At 69.5% G+C, this 23,916-nt stretch carries 26 protein-coding genes and 1 pseudogene; 18 read left to right on the plus strand and 9 right to left on the minus strand.

Annotated elements, in window-relative coordinates:
- The first annotated feature begins 344 nt into the window (after positions 1–344).
- The 7 genes from ACFWXQ_RS23905 to ACFWXQ_RS23935 all read left to right on the plus strand — a co-directional run bounded on the left by ACFWXQ_RS23905 (position 345) and on the right by ACFWXQ_RS23935 (position 6,034).
- Positions 345–1,256 carry an acyl-CoA dehydrogenase family protein gene (locus tag ACFWXQ_RS23905; RefSeq protein WP_383947683.1) on the plus strand — a complete coding sequence of 304 codons (912 nt, stop codon included), beginning with the start codon at positions 345–347 and terminating at the stop codon, positions 1,254–1,256.
- Positions 1,148–1,672 (plus strand): SRPBCC family protein, encoded by a 525-nt coding sequence (locus ACFWXQ_RS23910; RefSeq protein ID WP_383947685.1) that lies wholly within the window; start codon positions 1,148–1,150, stop codon positions 1,670–1,672. The genes ACFWXQ_RS23905 and ACFWXQ_RS23910 overlap by 109 nt, the downstream gene beginning before the upstream one ends.
- Positions 1,672–2,733, plus strand: coding sequence for an LLM class flavin-dependent oxidoreductase (locus ACFWXQ_RS23915; RefSeq protein ID WP_383947688.1), 1,062 nt, complete (start codon positions 1,672–1,674; stop codon positions 2,731–2,733). Before ACFWXQ_RS23910 ends, ACFWXQ_RS23915 begins: the two co-directional genes overlap by 1 nt.
- 153 nt (positions 2,734–2,886) lie before the next feature.
- Positions 2,887–3,384, plus strand: a complete 498-nt coding sequence (locus tag ACFWXQ_RS23920) for a winged helix-turn-helix transcriptional regulator (protein ID WP_383947691.1) — start codon at positions 2,887–2,889, stop codon at positions 3,382–3,384.
- A gap of 128 nt (positions 3,385–3,512) precedes the next feature.
- On the plus strand, positions 3,513–3,989 hold the full coding sequence (locus tag ACFWXQ_RS23925; protein WP_383947694.1) for a LuxR C-terminal-related transcriptional regulator: 477 nt from the start codon (positions 3,513–3,515) through the stop codon (positions 3,987–3,989).
- A 58-nt stretch (positions 3,990–4,047) separates the two neighbouring features.
- Positions 4,048–4,725, plus strand: coding sequence for a response regulator transcription factor (locus tag ACFWXQ_RS23930; protein WP_383947697.1), 678 nt, complete (start codon positions 4,048–4,050; stop codon positions 4,723–4,725).
- Positions 4,726–4,759: 34 nt separating this feature from the next.
- The gene (locus ACFWXQ_RS23935) at positions 4,760–6,034 is read left to right on the plus strand and encodes an ATP-binding protein (RefSeq protein ID WP_383947700.1); all 1,275 of its coding nucleotides are present in this window, start codon (positions 4,760–4,762) and stop codon (positions 6,032–6,034) included.
- A gap of 249 nt (positions 6,035–6,283) precedes the next feature.
- Here ACFWXQ_RS23935 and ACFWXQ_RS23940 read toward each other — a convergent pair whose 3' ends face one another.
- Complete coding sequence (locus ACFWXQ_RS23940; RefSeq protein WP_383947703.1) at positions 6,284–6,706, minus strand: winged helix-turn-helix transcriptional regulator; 423 nt, start codon at positions 6,704–6,706, stop codon at positions 6,284–6,286.
- 132 nt (positions 6,707–6,838) lie between these two features.
- Here ACFWXQ_RS23940 and ACFWXQ_RS23945 point away from each other — a divergent pair, with 132 nt between their 5' ends.
- From ACFWXQ_RS23945 to ACFWXQ_RS23965, 5 genes are all read left to right on the plus strand, one after another.
- Positions 6,839–7,456, plus strand: coding sequence for a nuclear transport factor 2 family protein (locus tag ACFWXQ_RS23945; RefSeq protein WP_383947706.1), 618 nt, complete (start codon positions 6,839–6,841; stop codon positions 7,454–7,456).
- A gap of 87 nt (positions 7,457–7,543) precedes the next feature.
- Positions 7,544–8,404, plus strand: a complete 861-nt coding sequence (locus ACFWXQ_RS23950; protein WP_383947717.1) for an MBL fold metallo-hydrolase — start codon at positions 7,544–7,546, stop codon at positions 8,402–8,404.
- A 201-nt stretch (positions 8,405–8,605) separates the two neighbouring features.
- Positions 8,606–8,968 carry a hypothetical protein gene (locus ACFWXQ_RS23955; RefSeq protein ID WP_383947709.1) on the plus strand — a complete coding sequence of 121 codons (363 nt, stop codon included), beginning with the start codon at positions 8,606–8,608 and terminating at the stop codon, positions 8,966–8,968.
- Positions 8,969–9,269: 301 nt separating this feature from the next.
- Positions 9,270–9,920, plus strand: a complete 651-nt coding sequence (locus tag ACFWXQ_RS23960; RefSeq protein ID WP_383947712.1) for a DsbA family protein — start codon at positions 9,270–9,272, stop codon at positions 9,918–9,920.
- 38 nt (positions 9,921–9,958) lie between these two features.
- Positions 9,959–10,768 carry an MBL fold metallo-hydrolase gene (locus ACFWXQ_RS23965; RefSeq protein ID WP_383947715.1) on the plus strand — a complete coding sequence of 270 codons (810 nt, stop codon included), beginning with the start codon at positions 9,959–9,961 and terminating at the stop codon, positions 10,766–10,768.
- Positions 10,769–11,347: 579 nt separating this feature from the next.
- On the opposite strand, the gene ACFWXQ_RS23970 is transcribed toward ACFWXQ_RS23965, so the two are convergent.
- Entirely contained in the window at positions 11,348–12,301 is a 954-nt protein-coding gene (locus ACFWXQ_RS23970) for a helix-turn-helix domain-containing protein (RefSeq protein WP_383955205.1), read from the minus strand.
- A gap of 170 nt (positions 12,302–12,471) precedes the next feature.
- Here ACFWXQ_RS23970 and ACFWXQ_RS23975 point away from each other — a divergent pair, with 170 nt between their 5' ends.
- Positions 12,472–13,062 (plus strand): flavodoxin family protein, encoded by a 591-nt coding sequence (locus ACFWXQ_RS23975; RefSeq protein WP_383955202.1) that lies wholly within the window; start codon positions 12,472–12,474, stop codon positions 13,060–13,062.
- 342 nt (positions 13,063–13,404) lie between these two features.
- On the opposite strand, the gene ACFWXQ_RS23980 is transcribed toward ACFWXQ_RS23975, so the two are convergent.
- The 3 genes and pseudogenes from ACFWXQ_RS23980 to ACFWXQ_RS23990 all read right to left on the minus strand — a co-directional run.
- A complete protein-coding gene (locus ACFWXQ_RS23980; RefSeq protein WP_386269065.1) occupies positions 13,405–13,746 on the minus strand; it encodes a hypothetical protein in 342 nt (113 codons plus the stop codon).
- Positions 13,734–14,000 carry a helix-turn-helix domain-containing protein gene (locus tag ACFWXQ_RS23985; RefSeq protein ID WP_383955199.1) on the minus strand — a complete coding sequence of 89 codons (267 nt, stop codon included), beginning with the start codon at positions 13,998–14,000 and terminating at the stop codon, positions 13,734–13,736. The genes ACFWXQ_RS23980 and ACFWXQ_RS23985 overlap by 13 nt, the downstream gene beginning before the upstream one ends.
- A 430-nt stretch (positions 14,001–14,430) precedes the next feature.
- A pseudogene (locus ACFWXQ_RS23990) lies at positions 14,431–14,592 on the minus strand (IS701 family transposase); the annotation flags it as partial.
- A gap of 203 nt (positions 14,593–14,795) precedes the next feature.
- Here ACFWXQ_RS23990 and ACFWXQ_RS23995 point away from each other — a divergent pair.
- Both ACFWXQ_RS23995 and ACFWXQ_RS24000 read left to right on the plus strand, forming a co-directional pair.
- Positions 14,796–15,446 carry a hypothetical protein gene (locus ACFWXQ_RS23995; RefSeq protein WP_383955196.1) on the plus strand — a complete coding sequence of 217 codons (651 nt, stop codon included), beginning with the start codon at positions 14,796–14,798 and terminating at the stop codon, positions 15,444–15,446.
- A gap of 67 nt (positions 15,447–15,513) precedes the next feature.
- A protein-coding gene (locus ACFWXQ_RS24000) for an IS5 family transposase (RefSeq protein ID WP_386269191.1) occupies positions 15,514–16,343 on the plus strand; the annotation gives its coding sequence in 2 pieces (ribosomal slippage) (positions 15,514–15,826 and positions 15,826–16,343; 831 coding nt in all).
- A 2-nt stretch (positions 16,344–16,345) separates the two neighbouring features.
- Here ACFWXQ_RS24000 and ACFWXQ_RS24005 read toward each other — a convergent pair.
- Positions 16,346–16,723, minus strand: a complete 378-nt coding sequence (locus tag ACFWXQ_RS24005) for a hypothetical protein (protein ID WP_383955193.1) — start codon at positions 16,721–16,723, stop codon at positions 16,346–16,348.
- Between the two features lie 672 nt (positions 16,724–17,395).
- Between ACFWXQ_RS24005 and ACFWXQ_RS24010 the strand changes: the two genes are divergently transcribed.
- Together ACFWXQ_RS24010 and ACFWXQ_RS24015 are read left to right on the plus strand one after the other, a co-directional pair.
- The gene (locus tag ACFWXQ_RS24010) at positions 17,396–17,923 is read left to right on the plus strand and encodes a DoxX family protein (RefSeq protein WP_383955191.1); all 528 of its coding nucleotides are present in this window, start codon (positions 17,396–17,398) and stop codon (positions 17,921–17,923) included.
- Between the two features lie 87 nt (positions 17,924–18,010).
- Complete coding sequence (locus ACFWXQ_RS24015; protein WP_386269070.1) at positions 18,011–19,501, plus strand: CoA transferase; 1,491 nt, start codon at positions 18,011–18,013, stop codon at positions 19,499–19,501.
- Here the strand turns inward: ACFWXQ_RS24015 and ACFWXQ_RS24020 are convergent.
- From ACFWXQ_RS24020 to mftG, 3 genes are all read right to left on the minus strand, one after another.
- The gene (locus ACFWXQ_RS24020; protein WP_386269072.1) at positions 19,458–20,831 is read right to left on the minus strand and encodes an amidohydrolase family protein; all 1,374 of its coding nucleotides are present in this window, start codon (positions 20,829–20,831) and stop codon (positions 19,458–19,460) included. The two genes, ACFWXQ_RS24015 and ACFWXQ_RS24020, sit on opposite strands and share 44 nt — an antisense overlap.
- Positions 20,832–20,862: 31 nt before the next feature.
- Complete coding sequence (locus ACFWXQ_RS24025) at positions 20,863–21,906, minus strand: enoyl-CoA hydratase/isomerase family protein (RefSeq protein ID WP_383954679.1); 1,044 nt, start codon at positions 21,904–21,906, stop codon at positions 20,863–20,865.
- Between the two features lie 109 nt (positions 21,907–22,015).
- Positions 22,016–23,593: a mycofactocin system GMC family oxidoreductase MftG gene (gene mftG, locus ACFWXQ_RS24030; RefSeq protein ID WP_383954677.1), complete on the minus strand. Its 1,578-nt coding sequence runs from the start codon at positions 23,591–23,593 to the stop codon at positions 22,016–22,018.
- Positions 23,594–23,765: 172 nt separating this feature from the next.
- Between mftG and mftA the strand changes: the two genes are divergently transcribed.
- On the plus strand, positions 23,766–23,906 hold the full coding sequence (gene mftA / locus ACFWXQ_RS24035; protein WP_383954675.1) for a mycofactocin precursor MftA: 141 nt from the start codon (positions 23,766–23,768) through the stop codon (positions 23,904–23,906).
- Positions 23,907–23,916: the final 10 nt, after the last annotated feature.

The following is a 23,916-nucleotide window of genomic DNA, read 5'->3' on the forward strand; positions in this document are numbered from 1 at the left end:
CAATGCTGGGCGCCATGGTTTTTCCCCCCGAGGTGAGGAGGAGCCCAATGCGCTTAGCGCCGACCGGCGAACAGCTCGAACTGGGCCGTACCGCACAGCGGTTGCTGACCGCCCACGCGCGCAACAACGTTCTTCCTCCGCCATGGGATGCGATCCCTCAGACCCTTAGCCGTGAGTTGCAGGCCTCATTCGCCGAACTCGGACTGCTCGGGCGGAGAGGTTGCGGACTTGTGTGTCGTAGCCGAGCAGGTGGGGTCGGCCCTACCTGCCCTTCCCTTCACCGCCACACGGCGGTCGTCGCAGTGCTGGTCGAGCACCCCGAAAGTCCCGGGATCCGGTCCGCGTTGACCGGGGTCGTGGACGGTTCCGCCATCGCCGTACCTGCCTGGGAGACTTTCCCCGCCGACATGGTGCCCGGCCGCCGCGCTGGCTCGCTGAGCCTGACCGGCATGACGGTGGACGACGTGCTGGCGGCGGTACCGTTCAGCCTCGACGCCGACCTGCTCCTCGCCTTCGCCGACGATGCCGGCGCCCGGCGGCGGCCGGTGCTCGTGGAACTGGCCGAACCGACCACCGAGCGAACCCCTTTGGACTCACTCGACGTCACCGAGCCGATGGCGAGCCTGCGACTGACCGGCGCGAGGGCCCTGCCGCTCGGTCCGCTCGGCGCGCACACGATCGCCCGCATGCTCACCGTGCTGGCGGCCGAACTCATCGGTACCGGGCGACGCTCCCTGGAGGGCGGCGTGGAGTACGCCGGACAGCGCAGGCAGTTCGGCAGGCCGATCGGATCGTTCCAGGCCGTCAAGCACGTACTCGCGGACCGGTCCGTACAGCTCGACGCCGCCCGGATGCTCGTCCAGGCGGCCGCCCACGCCCTCGACACCGAGGACACGGACGCCGACGTGGCGGCACGTACGGCGCTCGCGGCGGCGGCCGACGCTGTAGAGGCGGTGACGGCCGACGACCTGCAGACCCATGGCGGCATCGGCTTCACCTGGGAGCACTGGTCTCACGTACTGCTCAGACGCGCCCGTGCCCGGCGGTCACTGCTCGGCTCGCCGCCCACCGACTCGACGTACTCGCCGACCGTCTTCTCGGATCGGCCCACCAGTCCTGCACTACTGATTGAGGAGGCCGCCAGACCATGGAGTGGACGGGCGCTCGCTACAAGGACAAACCAACGGTCGAGGTGCCGATCTGGATCGAGGCCCCACCGGAACGGGTATGGGAGTTGGTCTCCGACATCGAGTTGATGCCTAGCTTGAGCACGGAGTTGCAGTCGGTGGAGTGGCTGGACGCTGGAGTACGACCCGCGCCGGGGGCCCGCTTCGTGGGGCGGAGCAGCCATGAAGCGTTCGGGGAATGGGCCACCACCTCCCACGTGGTGGAGTACGAGCCGCCCAGGGTGTTCGCCTGGGCGGTCGAGGACCCCGAACAACCCTCGGCGGTCTGGCGATTCACCCTCGAACCCAAGGACGGCGGGACGCTGTTGCGGCAGTGGATGCAGCTGGGACCGGGCCGCTCCGGTCTCTCCGTCGCCATCGACCGCATGCCGGAGAAGGAACAGAAGATCGTCTTCGTGCGGATGCGGGAGTTCGAGGTCAACATCGGCGACACCCTCACGGCGATCAAGAAGCTTGCGGAGCAGCCCGGAAAGGCGAGTGTGTGATGCGTACGTCGACCACGATCGAGGCATCCGGGGGCAATTGGCCCGAGACGGTGGACTTCGTCGTCGAGGCGGAGAAGCTGGGCATGGACATCTGCTGGGTGGCGGAGGCCTGGGGCTCCGAGGCGCCGTCGCCGCTCGGCTATCTCGCCGCCCGGACGGACCGCATGCTCCTCGGCTCCGGGATCATCCAGCTCGCCACCCGCACGCCGATGGCCATCGCCCGAGCGGCCATCACCCTGTCGCAGATCTCCGAGGGGCGCTTCCTGCTGGGCCTCGGCCCGTCCGGCCCGCAGGTGGTCGAAGGACTGCACGGCGTTCCCTTCGACCGGCCGTTGTCGCGTATGCGGGAGACCGTCGAGATCGTGCGGCAGGCCGTATCGGGGGAGAAGGTCTCCTACACCGGGCGGGAGTTCCAGATCCCGCTGCCCGATGGGGGTGCCAAGCCCATGCGCCTGTCCATGCGTGCCGAGCACGACATCCCGATCTACCTGGCTACCCTCTCGCCGAAGATGCTGCGACTGACCGGCGAGGTCGCCGACGGATGGCTGGGCACCAGTTTCGTGCCCGAGGGCGCCAAGGAGGCGTACTTCGACCACCTGGACGCGGGCCTCACCGCCTCCGGCCGCTCACGCGCGGACTTCGACATCTGCCAGGGCGCCGAGGTGGCCTTCGCCGAGGACGAGGACGCACTTGGGGCGATGGTGGCCGGCCGGAAGAAGGAACTGGCCTTCAGCCTGGGAGGCATGGGCTCGGCGAGCACCAACTTCTACAACAACGCGTACAGCCGCCAGGGTTGGGCCGAGGTCGCGGGCGAGGTGCGAGAACGCTGGCAGGCCGGCGACCGGGACGGTGCGGCCGAACTGGTCACCGACGAGATGGTCCTCGGCACCACGCTCATCGGTACCGAGGACATGGTGCGGGACCGGCTCCGGGTGTGGCGGAACGCCGGCGTCGACATCGTTCGCCTCTATCCGGCCGGCGAGACCCTGGAGGCCCGGCTCACCACCCTGGGCAGGGCTCTCGACCTGGTCCGTGCCATGGAGCGTGAGCCGGCCCGGTGAGCAGGCGAACTGCTCGCGTCGGGCAACTTCGGCTGGCCGTACCGCACCGGGCGGCCTGTCCCATGCGCGCACCACTCGGGCAGCAATCACGCGACGCACTGATTCACAGATCCGAAATGTGAGTCCTATGTTGAGACCTATATGCTCGGGGCCATGAGGCGGACCTCTTTCGCGAACTGGCCGTGCTCAGTCGCGCGCACCATGGACATGCTCGGGGACTGGTGGACGCCGCTGGTCCTGCGGGAAGCCGTCTACGGGATCAAGCGATTCGACATGTTCCAGCAGGAGCTCGGCATCGCTCGCAACACCTTGGCCGACCGTCTCCGCCGCCTGGTCGATGAGGGCCTGATGGAGAAGCAGGCCTACCAGCAGGAGCCTGTGCGCTACGACTACGTGCTCACCGAGAAGGGCCGCGACTTCTTCGGTGTGCTGGCTGCGATGAACGCCTGGGGCAATCGCTGGCTCAGCGACGAGCAGGGACCGCCGGTGGTCTTCCACCACGACCGCTGCGGTCACCAGGGTGACGCCGAGGTCGTCTGTGCCTCGTGCAAGGAACCGATGACCGCCGAAGACACCCACCCGCGACTCGGCCCTGGCTATCCCCAGCACCTTGCCGAACGCCCGGACATTCGAAGCCGCTTCACCGCCTGAGAGACCCAGGCCCTCAATGACACGAGGCGGCCAGTCACCATGACGGCTGGGCCGGTCGAGCATCGGTATGGAGTTCGCTCCGCCGGCTCGTTGCCGGTGTGGTCAGGGCCGGCTGCGACGATTGGTGTATGGCTGGTTTCGGAAGCCCGGATGTTGTCGACGTCAGCTATGACAATCCGGATCAGCCCCGGCTGGGGCTGGAGGTCTTGTCCTTTGCGACGCTGCGTGAGCGGCTGGTGCCGGCGATCGCGGCGGCGCCCAGCCGTCCGGACTTCCATCAGCTGACCCTGGTCACCCGTGGCAGGGGCACCGCGTTGATCGACTTCGTCGAGTACCCATGCGCTCCCGGGACTCTGCTGCATCTGCGTCCTGGCCAGGTGCAGCCACTCCTGCCGCCTTCTCGCTGTCTGCGGTGGAGTACCGGGCTGGCGGTCGCCCGTTCGATCGGCTCCGGGCTCACCAACAGAGCCGTCGCCGACGACCTGGGTCTGTCGCCCAACACGATCGGCACCCACGTCCGGTCGGTCTTCGCCGAGCTGGGCATTCACTCGCGCGTACAGCTGGCGAACGCACTCCATTCGCAGGCAGTCCGGTCCGCAGGCTGAATGGCTGCTGAAGATCCTCTTCAGCGGTTGGCGCGACCGGTCGGGCAAGGTAGAGGGCATGCGTGTGCTGGTGATGGACGACGACGCCCGTCTCGTGGAGCTGCTCCAACAGGGCTTGCGAGCAGAGGGTTTCGCGGTGGACGCCGCGAGCGAGGGCCTGGACGGTCTTGCCAGGGCAGCGGCCGACAACTACGACGTGATCATTCTCGACGTCATGATGCCCGGCCTGAACGGCTACAAGGTGTGCGCCCACCTGCGGTCGATCGGCGACAACACCCCCATCCTGATGCTGACGGCGAAGGACGGTGAGTACGACGAAGCGGAAGGACTGGAAACCGGGGCCGACGACTACCTGACGAAACCCTTCTCCTTCGTCGTCCTCACGGCACGGCTGAACGCCCTGATTCGCCGCGCGCGCCCCGAGCGGCAGATCGTCCAGCACTTCGGGGACCTGGAGATCGACGCAGGGGCCCGCCGCTGCCGCCGCGCAGGCACGGACATCGCCCTCACACCTCGGGAGTTCGACGTCCTGGCGCTGCTCGCGGCAACCCCTGACATCGCCATCAGCAAGGCCGCCATCCTGGACCAGGTGTGGGACCACGCGTACGAGGGCGGCCCGAACATCGTGGAGGTCTACGTCAGTGCTCTTCGACGGAAAATCGACCGGCCCTTCGGCCGGGCCAGTGTCGAAACCGTGCCCGGCGGGGCCTACCGGCTCCGCTCCGACGGAGCCTGACCGCGGACGCCGCCGGCGCCTGTGGCCGCAGACCGTGCGCGGCCGTGCCACCGCCGCCGTCGCGCTTGTCGCCAGTTTCGCGCTCGTTGCCTGCTCGGTGGTCCTGCTCTACGCCGTCCACGCCAACCTGGTCCACTCCGCCCAGAACACTGCCCGCGACCAGGTCGAAAAGGCGGCCAACCAACTCGGTTCGGGGGTGCCTCCGGCCGACGTACAGGCCGCCGTACCGGACGTCGTCCTGGACACCGAGCCTTCCGCCGGCTCATCGTCCACCACAACGGCGGACCAGGGTGCCAGTGCCAGTGTGGGCACGCCTGAGGGGACGATCCTGGTGCAGGCGTACCCCAACCTGGCTCCCGCGCGTACCGCTGTCGTCACGCTGACCTGGGCTCTGGTCCCGTCCACCGCCCTGCTGGTCCTGCTGGTCGCCTACCTGGCGTGGTACGCCATGGGCCGGGCACTGCGACCGGTGGAGAACATCCGTGCCGAGTTCGCCGACATCACCGCCCACAGTCTTCAGCAGCGCGTCCCCGTCCCCGATTCCAACGACGAAGTCGCATCGCTGGCGCAGACGATGAACGGCACTCTCGATCAACTCCAGCGTGCCGTCGGCCGCTTGCGGACCTTCACCTCGGACGCCTCGCACGAACTGCGCGGCCCCCTCACCACCCTGAAGGCCCGTCTGGAGCTGGCCCTGGCCCGTCCCGACCGGGCCGAATGGACCGCGGTCGGCAACGAAGCCCTGCGCGACACCACTCGTCTGGAAGAGATCGTCACCGATCTGCTGCTCCTGGCCCGACTGGACGCCCGCCAGCCCCTGAAACTCCAACCCCTGCGCGTCACCGACCTCTTGCACAGGACCCTCGCCGAGCGCTACCCCCGTCAGCCTGTCGTCCTCGTCACGGACTCTGCCTCCGACTCCGACGAGGCGATCCTGGGCAGCCCCACGGCACTCGCCCGCCTCTTCACGAACCTCATCGACAACGCGCTGCGCCACGCACACAGCAGCGTGACCGTGGAAGTGCGCCACACCGGGCGCGAGTTGGCCGTCGAGGTCAGTGACGACGGTCCCGGCATCCCCGAACCCGACCGCGAGAGGGTCTTCGACCGCTTCACACGGCTGGACAACGCCCGTACCCGCAGCGAAGGCGGCACGGGCCTGGGCCTCGCCATCGCCCGTGACATCGCGACCGCCCACGGGGGCACGCTCACCGCCGAACCACCTCGGACCACCGACGGGGGTGCCCGTCTGCTCCTGATCATCGCCAGACAAGACCAACCGCACAGCACGTCGCGGCCGCGCGACTGAAGATGTGACCGCGCGTCTCCGACACCCCGGACCAGGACCCAGGCACGCGCCAGGCAGAGGTGGATCCGATGGACGGGACAGCTCCAATGATCCGGGAGAAACGTCCCAGGGTCCGGCTTCGAGGCTTCCTCGGACTGGGCGGTGGCCTCCCGGGCAGCACGTCCCGCCCTTCGCCCGTGCGGCCCGGCTCTGGCCCCGGAGCCGGCCGGCCCGAGGCTCCGGGCTCCGAGGGTGCGCGAACGGGGCGGCTCAGAGTCGTATCTGAGGTGGGTGTGTGCCTCCCACCACGGTCAGGTCCTCGAAGCGGATCTCCTCGCCGCAGGCGGCGCAGTCCGCCCGGGTGTGCAGGACGGCGCCGCACCGGTGCTGGAACTCCGCTGTGGCGAGACCCTCCCGGCAGTACGTGTCGCCCCACTCCTTGAGGGCGGCGAGCACGGGCAGCAGGGCCCAGCCCGCCTCCGTGAGGACGTATTCGTCGCGCGGCGGGTGCTCGCTGTAGCGCCGCCGCTCCACGACGCCGGCCGTCTCCAGCCGACGCAGCCGTGTGGACAGCAGCGTCCGGGAGAGCCCGACGGCGTCGGCGATCTCGGAGAAGCGCCGGTTGCCGTACACCAGCTCGCGCACGATCGGCAGCGAATGGCGTTCCCCGACGACGGCCATCGCGTCGGTCACAGAACAGACACGAGGTGTCGGTGCAGATTCAGTACTCACTGTGCTAGGTTAGCCCCAGTAGTGAGTACATATTTTGTACTCACTCCGTAGTGGCAGCCAAGCCCCGCTTATGAACGACAAGAGGCGAACGTCATGAGCAACGAAGCCAACAAGCAGGTCGTCCTCGCGGTCATGGACGACACCACTGGCCGCAAGAACCAGGTGCACCGAGTGCTGGCGCAGGGGGACTTCGTCGTGACCCATGCCACGACCACCTTCCCCGAAGGCGGCCAGGCCGCAGCCTTCGATCTCTGGAAGATCGAGGACGGGCAGATCACCGGCCACTGGGGCGACCAGGAGTCGATCGTGGAACAGACGGCCAACGGTCACACCCAGGTCGACGGCGTCGCCGTCGTCGACGCGACGGCCGATACGGACGCCACGCGCAGGGCGGCGGAAGAGACGGTGCGCACGATTCTGGTCGCCAACGACTTCTCCGACGTGGAGCGCTACCTGGCGGGCGAGTCCTACATCCAGCACAATCCCCGCTTCGCCGACGGCGTCAGCGGACTGGCGGCCGCTCTCGGTGAGTTGGCGAAGGCCGGCCAGTCCCTCACGTACTCCGACGTGCTGGACGTCGTCGCCGAGGGGGACTTCGCCTACATCCGTTCGGTGGGTGTCTTCGCGGGCGTCGACTACGTGTTCCACGACCTGTTCCGGGTGGCGGACGGGCGGGCCGCCGAGCACTGGGACGTCATGGTCCCCAGGTGAGTCCCCAGGTGAGAAGGGACGGTCGAACCGTCCGTCGCCACCAACGTGTCACCAGGCAACCATCACACGGAAAAGGGCGTGGTCGAGATGGTCTCCCAGACCGATTTGGCGTACGAAGTCTTCATCTCCGATCCGATCCCCACCAGCGTCACGGACCCCATTCCCAACGGGGAGCTGTTCTCCTGGTCGCCGATGTCGACCACGCTGATCTATGGCGAGAGGAACGCAGTGCTGGTCGATCCCCCGCTGACGATCGGCCAGGCCCAGCGGGTGGGTGACTGGGTCGAACGGTCGGGCAAGAACCTCGAACACATTTTCATCACCCATGGCCACGGTGACCATTGGTTTGCCTCCGGCCCTCTGGTCGAGCGCTTCCCCGGCGCCGTGGTACTCGCCGGTGAGGACAGCATCCGTCTCATGCGGCAGCAGAGCTCGGCAGAATTCAGAAAGGCCCAGTGGGACAGCCTGTTCCCCGGCCAGATCCCGCCGACTCCCGTGCTCGCACAGCCCGTACCACCGCAAGGATTTCTCCTGGAGGGCAACGTTCTGCGCTCCGTCGAAGTCGGGCACAGTGATACCGACGGCACCACCGTGCTGCACGTCCCCTCGATCGGACTCGTCGTCGCCGGCGATGTGGTCTACAACGGCGTGCACGTGTACCTCTCCGAATCTGCGGATGGCGGGCGTGCACAGTGGCTTCAGGCGCTCGACGCGGTCGAGCGGCTCGCGCCGCGCCACATCGTCTGCGGACACAAGAACAAGGCACTTCCTGACAGTCCGGACACCATCGAGGAAACGCGGCAGTACATCCGTGACGCGGACCGGCTCCTGAAGGAGACAACGAGCCGGATCGAATTTTTCGATGCCCTGTGCTCCCTCCATCCCGAACGCCTCAACCAGGCGGTCGTGTGGCTCACGGCCACCGCGCTCATGGATGCGCAGAGCTGAGCCTGCGACCAGCTGCTCAGGACGACGTCGACGCCAGGCAACCGGCCTGAGGCGTCAGGTGCTGAAGGGGATCTTCAGGACGTTCAGCGGATCTTCAGCGGGCAGGGACGAGAGTTGCCGCGTACTCGATCCCGGGGGAACCGGGGCCGGACACGTGCCGGTAGCCCTGTCTCCCCTCCACCTGCGCAAGGAGTTGATCACATGAAGATGCGTATGAACAGCATCTCGCGTCGTCGGGGTGCCATGATGGCCGGCGCACTGGCCGTACTGCTCGCCTCGGGCGGGGTTGCCGCTGCGGCTTCGACCGGCGGCAGCACCGCCAAGGACCACGGCAGCACGGTCTCCGAGGCACCTGGCAACCCGCAGCCGAAGGACGTCAAGCCGGGCACCGCCGAGAAGCTGTCAGACCTCCCGGTCGTCGAGGACGGCCCCGTCACGGACGAGAAGCCGTCCGTCGTCGAGGTGCCCGGCGCGGAGCCGGAGGGCTGGGAGCTCGGCGAGGCCACGCCGGTGGAGGACGCCCCCGTCGCCGTCGGCGGCGAGGGCAACACCACGCTGCGCTAGCCGCAAAGCGACAGGGCAGACGTGGGGTTGCCGGGCTGCCGCGTCGCAACCACGAAACGCCCGGCCGGACGTCTCCGGCCGGGCGTTTTGCATGGCATCCGCGCGGCATCCGCATGGCATGCAGCCGACTCCGCCCGGCATCTTGCCTTTCGCTCCTGAGGGGATCGCAGGGAAGTCGGATTTTGACCATAGAGAGTCGTCTGCGTATCCGGCAACGACATGCCTCTGAACATAGCTTTGACGGTATCGGCCCGACCGCTACAGAGAGCCGGGTGACGGATTTCGGAAAGGACTAAGCGTGATGAGTTCTGTGGAGCGCGTTCGGCTGACCTACGCCTTCGACGCCTACTGCGGCTGGTGCTACGGCTTCGGACCCGCCTTGCACGAGTTCGCCACCGCCAACGCGGACCGGATCGAACTACGAGTGCTGTCCGGCGGTCTGTTCACCGGCGCACGCGCACTTCCCGTGTCGGCCTACCCGCACATCGCCGGCGCCAACGAGCGCATCACCCAACTGACCGGTGTCACGTTCGGCGACGGTTACCGGGCCGCGCTGGCGGACGGAAACGCGGTGATGGACTCCGCCGATGCCGCCACCGGTCTGGTCGCGCTGCGCAGTCAGCCAGGCGTGAACGCCCTGGACGCGGCGGCCGCGATGCAGCGTGCCTGGTACCGGGACGGGCACAGCCTGTCCGCTGCCGGGGTGTACCGGGAGCTGGCGGCCGAACTGAGCCTGGACGCCGAGGCGGTGGCGGCCGCCTTCGCTTCGCCCGCCGCCCGTGCCGAGGCGGAGGCCGACTTCCTCGAGGTACGGCGTCTGGGCGTCGATGCCTACCCGACGCTGCTGCTGCACACCGACCACGGCACCGATCGCCTGGGCGGCCCGGTCGCTTCGGCAGCCGCGCTCACCCACGCCCTGGATCAGCACATGGCCGCCACTGCGGCCGCCTGAAACCACCCCTCACACAACCATCGAAGGGCAGTGCACCCATGTCCAGCCTGACGTATTCCGTTCACACGGCCGGCGACACCGGCCTGAACAAGTCGTCCGTCCTGATCACGGGCGAGCGCGAAGCACTCCTGGTCGACGGCCAGTTCACGCTCGCCGAACAGCACCGGGTCCTGGCGGACGTCATCGACAGCGGCAAGGAGCTGACCACCGTCGTGGTCACCACCGCCGACCCCGACTACTACTTCGGCCTGGAAGTGATCCGCCAAGCGTTCCCCGACGTCAGGATCGTCGCCACCGCCACCACTGTTGAGCGGATCAGGAGCAGTTGGCAGGGCAAGCTCAAGACCTGGGCACACCTGGGAAAGAACATGCCCACCGAGGTGATCGTCCCGGAGGTGCTGGAAGGAGACCGCGTCAGCATCGAGGGTCACGACTTCGAGCTGCGCGGCGGCCACCCCGACCTGGTCTGGCGCACCGAGTACCTGTGGCAGCCCGAGGACCGCGCGGTAGTGGGCGGGGTCCTGCTCTTCGCCGGCCTGCATGTGTGGACCGCCGACACCCCTACGCCGCGTGAGCGGCACGCCTGGGCCGAGACGCTCGCCGAGATGGAGCGGCTCGCCCCGCGGTTCGTGGTCGCCGGCCACCGTTCCGCCGACTCCGCCACCAGCGCTTCGGCGATCGGTTTCACCCGCACCTACCTCGCCGAGTTCGAGGAGGAGTTGGCCAAGCACGGCGACGACTCCGAGGCTCTGAAGTCCGCGATGCTCCGGCGTTACCCGGACCTGGGCCTGGCGGTGGCTCTGGATCTGGGCACCAAGGTCGCCACCGGCGAGCTGAGCTGGGGCTGACCCGTACTCACGACGGGCGCGTGCGTTGGGTGGTGGGCCACCGTGACCACCACCCGGCGCACGCGCCCGTCGTGGAGTTCGTCGTGGCCGACGGCGTCTTCTCTGCCGCGGCTGGCGCCGCCCGCCGTTGATGGCGGTCTCCCCACCCGGCCGGGACCTGCCGTAGCCGGATCATCGGCTCGCGGTCGTGGCGGTGATCGTTGGCGCGGCCCTGGCGTGGGCGTCGCCGTCATCCGGGGCGTCACTCCGGCGGACACCTCAGTCCGGCCGTCACCCACGGCCTGTGGCTGACCGGCGTCTTCTCCGGCCGCCGAGTTCCGGTGTGCATCGCCCCAGCCCGCTGGTTGCGCAGTCGGCCATGGCCGGGCTGGCCTCGCGCGGGGACCGGCGGCGGATCGCCTACGCCGCGGCCTGGCCCGACCTCGTCTGGGCGGACGCTGCGTTGTGTTGTTCAGCGCCGAGGCCGTGTCCTGCGCGGCGGTCTTCGGCGTCACCCTGCTGCTGTGATGCGAACCGGCCCGTCGGCGGGCGGCACCTGTGTGGGTCTCTGCCTCGTGGCGCCGCCCGCGGGAGCGGCGCTCACGGCCCAGGTCGCCCGGTGTCGGGCGCTTCGCTCCCTCCGTCCTGCGAAGAGCGGCCGCGGACGGCCGCGCGGAAGGCGATCGGCGACTGGCCGGTGCGCTGGTGGAAGAACTTGCTGAAGTTGGTCGCGCTGGTGAAGCCCAGTTGCGCCGCGACGCGGGCGGCCGATTGATTGCCGTGCGCCAGGAGGCGCTTGGCTTCCAGGACGACCCGCCGGTCGATGAACTCCTTCGCCCCCACTCCGGCCCCGGCCAGAGTGGCCCTGGAGAGGGTGCGGGGTGAGTAGCCCAGAGTTCGGGCGTAGTCCTCCAGGCGGCGGGTGCGGGTGAAGTCGCGTTCGACCGCGTCACGGAAGTGGAGGAATGTCTCCCCTCGATCCGGTGCCGGGCTGCCGACGGGCGCGGTGCGCTGCGAAAGGCGCAGCACGAGGACCGCCAGCAGATGGCGCAACACCGCCACGTGCGCCTCCAGGGAGATGCCGCGCAACGCCTGGAACTCCAGTGCCAGATGGTCCACGGCCATCTCCAGCGCCTGACGGTCCCCGGGACCGGGAACCTGGAGCGGGGCGGCGTACGGATCGTCCATCCGCGACGCGGCAACGGTGGCCGGATCCAGGAAGTCGCCCTCGAAGAGGACCAGGGTGCCCTCGGCGTCGTCCAGATCACCCCACTGCTGTACCTGACCGGGCCGGACCCAGAGCCAGGAGCCCGGCTCGACGGCGTAGCCGGTGAAGTCCACCGTGTGCCACAACGAGCCGCTGGAGAGGGTGATCAGGTGGTGGAACGCGGGTCGCTGCGGTGCCTGCAGCCCTTCTTCGCCCATGCGGACAGCGGCCCGTTCCCGCAGGTCGGCCAGGGAGATGACTTCGATACCGGCAGGTGTGCCGACGGCGGGCGCGAAGCCGATGTCCGCGATCTCGCGCGGTCTGCTCTGTCGTTTTCTCACTGTCACCAGTAGCCACCATCACGCAAGGAATCTGGCCGATGCCAGCGTAACCAGAGCAGCCAGCCTGCCCAGTGTCGGATTTTAACCATGTCCAGTCCGCCCCGTACCTGGGTCACCTGCGAGGACGCCAATAAGTTGAATTTAGAAGCTTTCATTTTCAAGCGTAGGAGGTACCTGTGACTTCGCCTGTTGTGTCCATCGCCTATCACTCCGGCTTCGGCCACACCGCCGTCATCGCCGAGGCTGTCCAGCGTGGCGCCAAGGAGGCCGGCGCCGTCGTGCACCTGATCGCCGTCGGTGAGATCACCGACGCCCAGTGGAGGCAGCTGGACGCCTCGGACGCGATCGTTTTCGGTTCCCCCACCTACATGGGAACCGCTGCCACCGCTTTCCACGGTTTCGCGGAGGCCAGCTCCGAGCGTTGGTTCGGGCAGGTCTGGAAGGACAAGCTGGCGGCCGGATTCACCAACTCGGCTTCCAAGGCCGGCGACAAGCAGTCGACCCTCCAGTACTTCGCGACGCTGGCGTCGCAGCACGGTATGCACTGGATCGCGCTCGGCCTGCCGGGTGGCTGGAACTCGTCCCAGGGGAGCGAGAACGATCTCAACAGGCTGGGCTTCTTCCTGGGAGCCGCCGCTCAGTCCAACGCGGATCAGGGGGCCGAGGGAGTGACGGACAGCGACATCGCCACCGCCGAGGCGCTGGGGCGTCGTGTCGCGGATGCCGCCGCCACATGGTTGGCAGGCCGCACCGTACGCGCCGCCTGATCGCGGGCCCTTAGCCTCCGGCACCGGGTTTCTGTACGGCTCGGGCGGGCGGCAGATCCTTGTCCGGGCTGCCGGAAATGCGGGTCGACGGGTCTCCATGGATAGAGACTCCGTCAAGGGGACCTCGGTCTTCTTCCACACTGACCGCTGGTTGCGCGGTGGGTGCACGGACATGGTCCGTCTTTGGTGAGCACTGCTACTCCACGTGTCGATTGAAGGAGTTTCACTGCTACCTCAAGAGTGAGGTCTCGCCCGTGGATCTTAGGGTCGTCGTGGGCTTCGGACCGTGTCGTCCGTGCAGGGAACTTTGTCAGTCGTGCACCGTCTCAAGTTGACGCCGCATCAGGCGAGGGTCGCCCTGCGGGTGAGGTCATGCGCGACCGCCATGGCCGGTGTCAGCCCCGTACGACTGGCACAGTAGCCCGGCCCGGTCGCTGAGTGTGCCGGTCGTTTGCCCCACGATGAACGGCCGCAGCGCACACCGGAATACGGGTAAGGCTGCGGTCGAGACTGCCTCTGGTTTACAGCCGCGATCTTGTTGAGCTCGACTGCCGCTACCGCTGGGACCACGAGAAGCCGCCGCTTGTCCGGGCGCTGGAAGGACGGGCCCCACCGGGGCAGGTACTTGCCCACGCCCTGCTCGGTCGACCACACCCGGTACAGCCTCGCGATCAGGTCCCCCACTCCGGCCCGCGTCCACAGCTGCCCGCCAGCCCCAGGTCACAGGGACGGTGATCCAGTACGGCCTGCTGGATCGCCTGCTGCTCGACCGCGTCAAGCACCTGATGCACGCCGACCCGGCGTCCACGCGGCCGAGCTGCGAGCGCTTGGCGCCCGCATGCCAGCCACTTCGCCCACCAGTCGTCCACGGCCTTGAGCGAGATCTGGAACACCTCAGCGACATCCTCGCGAGCCCGGCCCGCCACCAATGCGGCCACCGCCCGCAGTCGAAGGGCCTCCTGCGCCGGTGGCGACAACTGCCGTGCGTCACCCACCAGTTCATCACGCAGAGATCAACGCCCCAGAACCTGAAACCCCGTCAATCCGTCCTGACCAGCTCATCAGCACTCTCGCGCAGCGGGGGGAACCTCACATCCGCAACCTGAAAGGTTCCAGGCTCCGCAGCAGCGCGCGTCTGGCTAGCGTGACGGCGGGCGGTTCGATGCCAAGCGTCTCCAGCAGGTACTGCTGCGCAGGCATCAGCCGCTCCCACCCGGCCCGCTGTCCGGCGATCCACACACCGGGTCCTCGCCCTGGACGACTAGTAGCGCTTCGTTAGGTTCTGGTGAGGGGGCGGCCGCAGGTGGTGCAGCTGCTGTCCCAGCACCGCAGCAGGTCCTGCAGAGCGTCGAGGAACTTGGTAGAGAGTCAGGCTTTCGTGTGGGCTTTTGGGTTGTAGCGCCGCAGGGTGAGGAAGGCTTGTGTGGCAGTGACGAGGGTGATGTGGTGGTGCCAGCCGCGCCAGGTGCGGCCCTCGAAGTGGTCCAGGCCCAGGCCGTGTTTGAGTTCGCGGTAGTCGTGCTCGATGCGCCGGGCACATCTTGGCGATCCCGTTGCCGTCGGCCAGGTCGTCGAGCCGCCAGTCACAGCGCAGAACCGTCAGGACGATGGCGGCGGTCCACCTGGCCTGACCGACACGGCCATGTGTCGCAACGTCCCCACGACGGCCCCACGGCCACCACACGCATCCGGAACCAGGTTTTCCCCTCCGGCTCTCAGGGCACCGCCGTGCCATGACCGATGACGCAGTGGCAAAAGCGTTCGCGGGTCTCGGGGTCCCGTACTCCGCTGCCGCCGCCATGGCACAACTCCTGCGCGATGACGTGACGGACACACTCTGTCGACTCTATCCGGGGGTGGAACACCTCGACGGGTCGCGCTGGCTGCTCGCGGCGGCGGGCATCCTGCCGCCGGGCATCGGGGCGATCGCGCAAACAATGATTCCCGGCCTCGACGCGAACAGGGCGCAATCGGCGGCTCTGCCCGCCGTCCTCCTGCTGGGGCTGGCCGACGGCTTGGACCAGCGGTCCCGCCTCCGTCCCAGCGGCCCGGGCCTCGCAGCGCCCGATTCCGACCTGAAGGCAGCCCAGGTACGGGCCCGGGAACTGGTGGCCGGGGAACTGCCCGGGCACTGGGGCATGTGTCGGCAATTCGCCGGGCTCCTGCACTCGACGGCGGTCAACCTGGGTGCCTCCGACGACAAGGCGCAGGGCGGCTGGGCGCTGCTCGCCGCCATGGAAGCCTGCCGCGTCCACCCCCTCCCCGAGCCCGGCCGCACCTCGACGACCCCCGGCGGGCAACTGGCCGGCCACGCCTTCCGGCTGGGCCGGGCCCTGCTCTACGGCATGGCACTCGAACTGATCGGCACCGACCCCGACACCTAGAGCGTGTCTCTTTGATCGGCTGGTCAGTTGATCGGATGTGTCCGTCCGGTTAGTGATCACTGATGCGATGTGGGCCCGGATCGAGCCGCTGATGCCGGCCGATCCAGCCCGCGGCCGGCGGTGGGCCGATCACCGCCGAACCCTGGAGGCCATCGCGTGGAAGTACCGCACCTGCTCGCCCTGGCGGGACCTGCCGGACGAACTCGGCTCGTTCCAGACCGCTCACAAAAGGCTGATCAGATGGGCCGTGGACGGCACCTGGGAACGGATCCTCGCCGCGGTCCTGGCAGCGGCCGACGACGCTGACGACGTCGGCTGGACCGTGTCCGTGGACTCGACCGTCTGCCGAGCCCACCAGCACGCCGCCGGAGCCAGGAAAAAGGGGCGTCAGACCGGGCCGAACCCGACGACCACGCGCTCGGACGCTCCCGTGGCGGCCTGAGCACGAAGGTCCACCTCGCCAGCGACAGCCGTGCTCGGCCGCTGGCCCTCCGCGTCACCGCGGGCCAGGCGGGTGACGCACCGGCCTTCGAGACTGTTATGGCAAGCATCCGTGTTCCGCGAAGCGGACCCGGGAGACCGAGAACCCGGCCGGTGGCCGTCCTGGCGGACCGCGCGTATTCATCCCGCGCGATCCGAAGTCACCTCCGCCGACGCGGGATCCGCGCTGTCATCCCCCAGCCGTCCGACCAGGTCGGTCACCGTCTCCGGCGAGGCCGTGTCGGAGGCCGACCGCCCGCCTTCGACGCCGAGGCGTACAAGCAGCGCAACGTGGTCGAACGATGCATCAACCGGCTGAAACAGTGGCGCGGTTTGGCCATGCGCACGGACAAGCTCGCCATCACCTACCAGGCTGCACTCCACCTCGCCGCCATCCTTATCTGGGCCCGGCGATAGCCTCAGCGATCGACCACCCAGCACGCGTCCGCAGGCCAGGATCCCGTGCTGACGATGTGTTTTACGAGCCTGAACGCCTCACCGATGGGGACGGTGTCCTCGTCCGGGTACTCGTCATGCTGGCCGTTGGAGAGGAGGAACCCGTCGCTTGATCCCTCGGCTTCAGGGTCCGCGGCATGTTCGCCGGGATCGCCCTCTTCTTCGAGCAGCATCACCATCGCGCGCTCGGTATTCGTCACGAAGGCCAACGCTCGTCCGGACGAACTCGTCAGCCACGTCTCAAGCTGCCCGCTGTCGATCCTTGTCCGAAGGGCCTCCAGCACGCTCTCGGACGACGCAGGGACACTGCTGTCGTCATCGATCACCCAAGCCTCGATCATGAGGACGACGATCTCACGGACGGATCTGAGAGACAGTGCCTAGTCTTCCCCCCACTACCGTGGCAGGCGCAGCAGAACCCGTGAAGCGCCCCAGCCGATCTGGCAGGCCGACCACACCCAGTTCGACCTGTGAGTGATCGCTCCCAGCGGCAGGCCCGTCCGGCCCTGGCCGGCGGTCGTTGAGGACACCCAGCCCGCGTAATTGCCGGGTACGCGCTCAACCGCGGTGCCCTGTCCGCGCTGAACACCGCGCTCGCGCTGCGCCGGGAGATCTGGCGCAAGCCCGACCCGGCCTGGCACATCTTTCCAGGCAGGCGGCCGTCATCGCGGTCAGGGTGGGTGCGTAGGTGTAGCTCTGGAGGATTCCGGAGGCGATCTCCAGGCGTTCGGTGTGGGCGGCTGGGCGGCTGGGTAGCCGAGTCGGCATGTGACGTCGAAGGAGCAGGCTTCGGGGACAACGACGATGTCCAGCCGGGCCCTCTCGTAGTCATCGAGCGTGGTGACGGTCTCCTTGAAATCGACACCGCAGCTCAATCATGGGCAAGCCGATAGGTATAGCCGACCGCACCACTTCCCAGTACGGCAAAAACAGTACACTCTATAAGTCGCCCGGGGGAAGATGACGCCGGGCGACGGTCGGCGTGGGTCCGGCCCGGAAGGAGACCGGAACAGATGGACGGCGTCGACGTGGCGCGGTACGCGTTGCGCGCGGTGATCGGCGGCACGATGATCGCGCACGGCGTGCGGCACGGTCGCACGCTCGACGGTACGGCGGGATGGTTCGGATCCGTGGGTTTCCGCAGGCCCCGGCTGCAGGCAGCGGCCAGTGCGGTCGTCGAGGTCGGAGCCGGTGCCGCCCTTCTGGCTGGGGCGGCGACCCCACTGGCGGCCTCGGCGATCGTCGGCACGATGGGCGTCGCCGCGCGGTCTGTGCATCTGCCCAACGGGTTCTTCGTAGTGAACGAGGGCTACGAGTTCGTGCTCCACGTGAGCGCGGCGTCCGTGGCACTCGCCGGGCTCGGGCCGGGGCGGTTCAGCGTGGACCGGGCCCTCGGTCTGGACGCGAGGCTCAGCGGCCCGCAACGCGCGGCGCTCGCGGCCGGACTGGGCCTCACCGCGGCGGCGGCGCAGCTCGCGGTCTTCTGGCGGCGCCCGGAACCCGAGGAGGGCTCGGCCGCGGACACAGGGCTCGCCCACTGAGGCAGGGTGAAGTCACACCGGACGACTGACTATCCGTACACTCTTCTGGTCTCGGGGCTGGGGAAGTGTGGCAGGAGGCCAGAGGGAATGACACGGAGAGATGTCAGGGGTGCTCCTCCGCGCTCGCTGCCCGAGGCCGTCGTCGGCCCCGGGCCCCGTGCGCGGCAGTGCAGTGACGGTCGTGTCCTGGACGGAGGATCGCCGTCCCCGGCCCCGCTCGCGGAGGCTGGTCCCGCCGAGACCGTGCGGCGGTGGCTGCGGACCCTGGGGGGCTCCCCGCTGCCACCTGCCGCCGCGCCCGCCCCGGGCTGCCCATTCCTGGACTGGGCGGCCTCAGGGGCCATGGAGCTGACCGGCGAGGAGGACGGCCCGCCCGTCCTGACGCCCGGACCGATGGTGTCCCTCGTGCGGGAGGCGGGGGCCGCACTGGAGCACATCGCCGGCCGGCTGCTCCCCGTCGACCCCGCCCTCGTCCTCGGCGGCCGGGCCGGCGCCATGAACCTCACCCGGCGCGGACGCACCTCCGTGGGTGGCACGACCCGGTTGCTGAGGGCTTCGGACGGATGGTGCGCGGTGAGCCTCAGCCGCCCGGACGACCTCGAACTCGTCCCGGCGATGCTGGGCCGACCCGACGTGACAGACCCCTGGCAGGAACTCACCACGGCCGTGCGCGGTGCCAGGACGAGCGAATTCACCGACCACGTCCGGATGTTCGGCGTGCCCGCCGCCTCCCTGCCGCCCGAGCCGCCCCTCGTGGACGTCCCGTGGCAGGTGTCCACGATCGCCCCGACCACCGGGCGCGTACAGCTGGAAGGTGCCCTAGTCGTGGACCTCTCCTCGCTCTGGGCCGGCCCCCTGTGCGCCCACTTGCTCGGCCTGGCCGGGGCCAGAGTGGTCAAGGTGGAGAGCACCCGGCGCCCCGACGGCGCGCGCGCCGGGAGCCGGCCGTTCTATGACTGGCTGCACTTCGGGCACGAGAGTGTCGCCGTCGACTTCACTGTCCCCGCGGGGCGAGGCGTGCTCGCCGACCTGCTTCGGGCCGCCGATGTGGTGATCGAGGCGTCTCGGCCGCGTGCGCTCGCCCAGCTGGGGCTGGCTCCGGAACGGCTCGACCATCGGGCGGGCAAGGTGTGGGTGAGCATCACCGGGTACGGGCGCGGTCGTCCCGATCGGGTGGCCTTCGGCGACGATGCCGCGGTCGCCGGCGGGCTGGTTGGCCGGTCGGCGGACGGCCGGCCGGTGTTCTGCGCAGACGCGGTCGCCGATCCCCTGACCGGGGTCGTTGCCGCACTGGGCGCGATGGGTGCCCTGGTCCAAGGCGGCGGTCGGCTGATCGACGTCTCCATGCGGAACGTGGCGGCGGCGTTCGCCGCGGCTCCCCCCGCGGATCACGGGCCCCACCCGGTACGGACAGTGGCGGCAGGGACGGTGGTGGACTGCCCGGCGCTCGGCCGGACACAGGCGGTTCTTCCGCCCCGCGCGCCGGTAGCCGAAGGCACCGCGGCCGTGATGGGCGCCGACACGGCCCGGATCCTCAGCCCAAGTACCGAGCTCCGTAGGCGATCCGACCCTCGATGAAGGTGGCGCGCACATGGCTGGCGTCCGGGGCCCGCAACGCCTCCCTCAACGGCCGGTCCAGCAGGACCAGATCGGCCGGTCGCCCCACCGCGACCCGCCGCACCGGGCCTCCCGGATCGTCCAAGGGCGAAAGCATGCCCCGCAGGGCCACCTCCATCGGAACCCGCTCATTGGCCCCGAGCACTCGCCCGGACAGCGTCAGCCGCTCGGACGCGGCCCGCATACAGGCCCAGGGGTCGGGATCGCCGTACGGCGCGTCGCTGCTCACGGCCACGCGAACCCCGGCACGCAGCAGGCCGGCGTAGCGCCACAGGTCAGGACGGTCCTCGGGATCGACGCGCCCCCAGTAGTCGTCGCCGCGCAGGGCGATCAGCGTCGGCTGCGTGACGACCCGGATCTGTCGGGAGGCCAGTTCCTCGGCAGCGCCGGCATCGGAGACGGCGCAGTGCTCCACCCGGTCTCCGTCCAGCCCGCCCGCCAGATCGAGTGCCGCAAGGGTCAGTGCCAGGGCCGTACGGGTCGCGCAGTGCACGGCGACGGGGCGGCCGTCCCTGTGTGCCCACCGCATCCGCCCGGCGAGGTCGTCGACGTCCGGCAGTGCGTGGTCGGCGACCACCAGTTTCAGCGGGCCGACCGCCAGCCGCGGATGGGGCGGCAGTTCGGCGTCCGAGGCCATCACCATGACGTGCTGAGGGAGTTCCTCTCTCCGTACCGCCTCCGGGACGAGGACGCCCGCGCCCTCCTCCGGTGTCGCGTCGGCGACATGGGTGACACCGAGGGCGGCCAGCCGTGCGCCCACCGCTCTCAGCGACGGAGGCCGTCCGCCGAGGGCCTTGCGCAGCCACGGGTCGGCGCGCCACAGCCGCCCGGTCGGCCGGCCCGCCGAGTCACGCTCGATGCCGTGGTGAGCGGCGGCCGGGGCACCGAGCCGCTCCAGACCGGGGGAGTTCACCAGCCACAGCGCTCCGGACCGGTGCTGGACACGCACCGGCAGCACGCGGTTCCAGGCGTCAAGGACGGTCCGGTCCAGATCGCCGTGGACCACGTCGTCGTAACCCACTGCCCGCACCCAGCCGTCCTCACCCGCCACGGCCTGCGCGACTGACGACGCCAGAACGTCCCGGGAGAGGGCAGTCACGTCGAGCGAGGCATCCTGTGCGGCCATGGCCGCGAGGTGAACATGATGGTCGGCAAGACCGGGCAGCAGCGCCCCCCTGTCGCCGCGTACGACGAACTCGTCCGGCCGAGGCCGCAGCTGACGGCCCATCTCGGCGACGACACCGCCCCGGATCCGGCAGTCGACCGGATCCGTGCGCGGGTACGGTTCCACGCCGCGCAGGAGAGCGGGGCGGTGTCGCACCTCACCGCTCATGGCCGTCGTCGATCTCGTCGACCAAGCCCCATCGCCGGGCGGTTGCGGCGTCGATCCGGGCCCCACTCAGCATCATCCACGCCGCCCGCCACCGGCCGATCCGCCGCGGCACGCTCACCGTGCCTCCGGCGCCGGGCACCAGGCCCATCGCGATCTCCGGCAGCTGGAAGAACGCTCCGGGCGACGACACCAGACGTCCCGCGAAGGCGGCCATCTCCGCACCCGCGCCCACCGCGGCGCCCCGCACCCGAACCGTCACCCGGTCCCGCATCCGGTCGATCAGCCGCCAGGGCGCCCGGTCCACCCGCACCAGATACGCCGCCACGAGGTCCGTAGCCGTCCCGAACTCGGCCAGATCGCCGCCGCTGCAGAACACCGGCCCGGCACCGGCCAATTCGACTTGCTCAACGGTGCCGTCGAGCAGGGCGAGTTCCAGGGCCGCGAACAGCTCCTCCCGCATCCGGAAGCTGAACGCGTTCCGCCGGTGCGGGCGATCGAGCAGGACGCACAGCCGATCGTTCTCCCGCCGGACGCGGACAGGAGTCCCGTCCTCCCGAGGAGTCCGAGGCACACCCCGGTCGGCGAGCCAGGACGCGAACTCCGTTCCGCCGAGGAGCATCGAATATGCCGCGGCCTCGGCCGCCAGGCCTTGAAGGGTGCTGAGGCGCGGCGTCTGCCGCAGCAACTGCCCCAGCGCCACGCTCGACCGAGGCCGGCGCGAGACGAGCCGCGCCAGCTCTTCGAACGAAGCCGACGGATCGTTGACGGGGACCAATTCGCGTGCCCCGGCACCGGCACGTGGGGACGCCAGGGTCAGTGTCAGTGCCTGCAGCAGCGGTTGCAGCCGGTCCGGCGGCTGCAGGGTCGCGATACCGATCGTCAGGGGCAAGGAGTCGGCCAACTGGGCAGCTTCGGCCTCGACCCGCCTTGCGTCGGCGTCGTGCCAGTCGTCGAGAACCACGCTCCGCACGGGATTCTCCATCCGGCCGTCGGCGCGGAGCATCAGTCCTGCGTCTCTGAGTACAGGGTTCATCGATCCATCCGGGGGTCTGCGATCGGGTCGAAGATGGGCGGAGTCGGCCATCGGGCGCGACCGGACAGGGAGACTCGGCCCACGGCCGGTAGCGTCTGCGCGAGCCCGTTCATGACAGGCCGCGCCGCATGGCCTCGGCGACGAGTTCGCCGATGAGGACGGCGGTGGCGGCCGGGCCCCGCAACGGGGCCGTCGGGAGAATCGATGTGTCGGCGACCCTCAGGCCGTCGACGCCATGCACCCTTCCATAGGGGTCGACGGCCGCCCGGGGATCGTCGGCGGGGCCCATGGGAACCGTGCCGCACGTGTGATGGGACGTACCGAGATGCCCGAGGACCCATTCGTCGAGCAGACGGTCGTCGTCCAGCACCTCCGCCACCGGTTCCAGGAGTCCGCCGGAGACCTCTCCGAAATCGGTCGTGCCGGCCAACTCGGCGGTGGCGCGCACCGCTTCACGCATGCGCCGCCGGTCCTCCGTGGCCGCCAGATAGCCATAGTCCATGGTCGGAGGCATCGCGGGATCGGCGGAGCGGGTACGCATCCGGCCGCTCAGCCGCGGGGTCTGCACGGAGACGAGAAACGCGAGAGGTGCCTCGGGAACGGACACCCTCCCGCTCGTCAGCCCCGCCACGGGGACGAGGGACTGCAGTATCTCCAGGTCGCCCGGATGGCCCTCGTCCGATGAGGAAAGGTGCAGCGCGCCGCCGAGCCACGAGCCGGAGGGCTCCGGTACGGGCCGCCGCGGCATCCACTCCAGGACGACCTGCGGATGGTCGCCGAACCGGGCTCCGACGGCGGGGGCATCCCTGACGACGCGGACACCGAGGGCCTCCAGGTCGCGGCGCGGCCCGATTCCCGACAGATGCAGCAGGTGAGGGGAGCGAATCGCACCCGCACAGAGCACGATTTCGCCGCCGCGCACGATCCCGCGTCGCCCGTTTCGCTCGACCACCACGCCGGTCGCGCGACCGCGCTCGACGACGACCCTGAGGGCCGTACTGTCCCCTTCCACCAGCAGATTGGGACGTCCGGACGCGCCCAGGAGATAGCTGATGCCGGCGTTGACGCGCACTCCGTCCACGGAGTTGCACGGCACCGGGCCGAACCCCGGCGTGCCCTGGGCGTTTTTGTCCGGTTCCTCGGGAAAACCCAAGCGGTCGGCTGCTGCCCGGAACGCGACCGCGGCCGGATGGCGAAGTCCCGTGCGGCGTACGGGCACTGGCCCCCGGTCGCCGTGCAGAACCGTATCGCCGCCGTGGTCGAGGTCGGTCTCCAGCGCGCGGAGAAGCGGCAGCACACGGTCGTACGACCAGGCCGGGCCGCCCGCCGCCGACCAGCGGTCGAAGTCCTGCCGCCGGGCACGGACGAAGTAGCCGCCGTTGACGGTGGTCGAGCCGCCGAGTCCGTGCCCCCGGACGACCGTGTACGCACGCGTCGGAGTGAGGTGCACGGCGTACGGTCGGACGGCCGGGTGTCCGGACTGCGCACCAGGGACGAGTCGCGCGTCCAGTAACTCGGGTGCGAACGCCGACGGTCGGCATGGTGCTGGTCCCGCCTCCAGCACCAGTACGGTCCGGCAGGGGTCCTCGCTCAGCCGTGCCGCGAGGGCGGCGCCGCTGCCCCCGGCGCCCACCACGACGACGTCCGGGCGGCGCAGCCGGCGGTAGCCGTGCTTCATCCGATTCATGGTCAAGTGATTGAAGACGCGGTGTCCCTGCCGTGCGGCGGCGCGTCCCGGTGGGCGGGACCGATCCCTTTGCGAGGCGGCCCGGTGGCCTACCGTCAGGCGACTTCGTCGAGCCATGGGAGTGGTCCGCAGCGTGCGACCGCGGTGCCGCGGAATGCCTAGGGAGATCCGTATGAACGACCAGTGCTCCACACCGTCCGACGTGGCCGCCATCGAGTCCGGGGACGACCAGGACGCCGCCTCGGCGCCTCTGATCGAGGCCGAGGATCTCCTGGAGGAGATCTCCATCGACGGCATGTGCGGCGTCTACTAGGCGCCGCCGT

The organism is Streptomyces sp. NPDC058697 (assembly GCF_042715345.1).
GTDB lineage: Bacteria > Actinomycetota > Actinomycetes > Streptomycetales > Streptomycetaceae > Streptomyces > Streptomyces liliifuscus.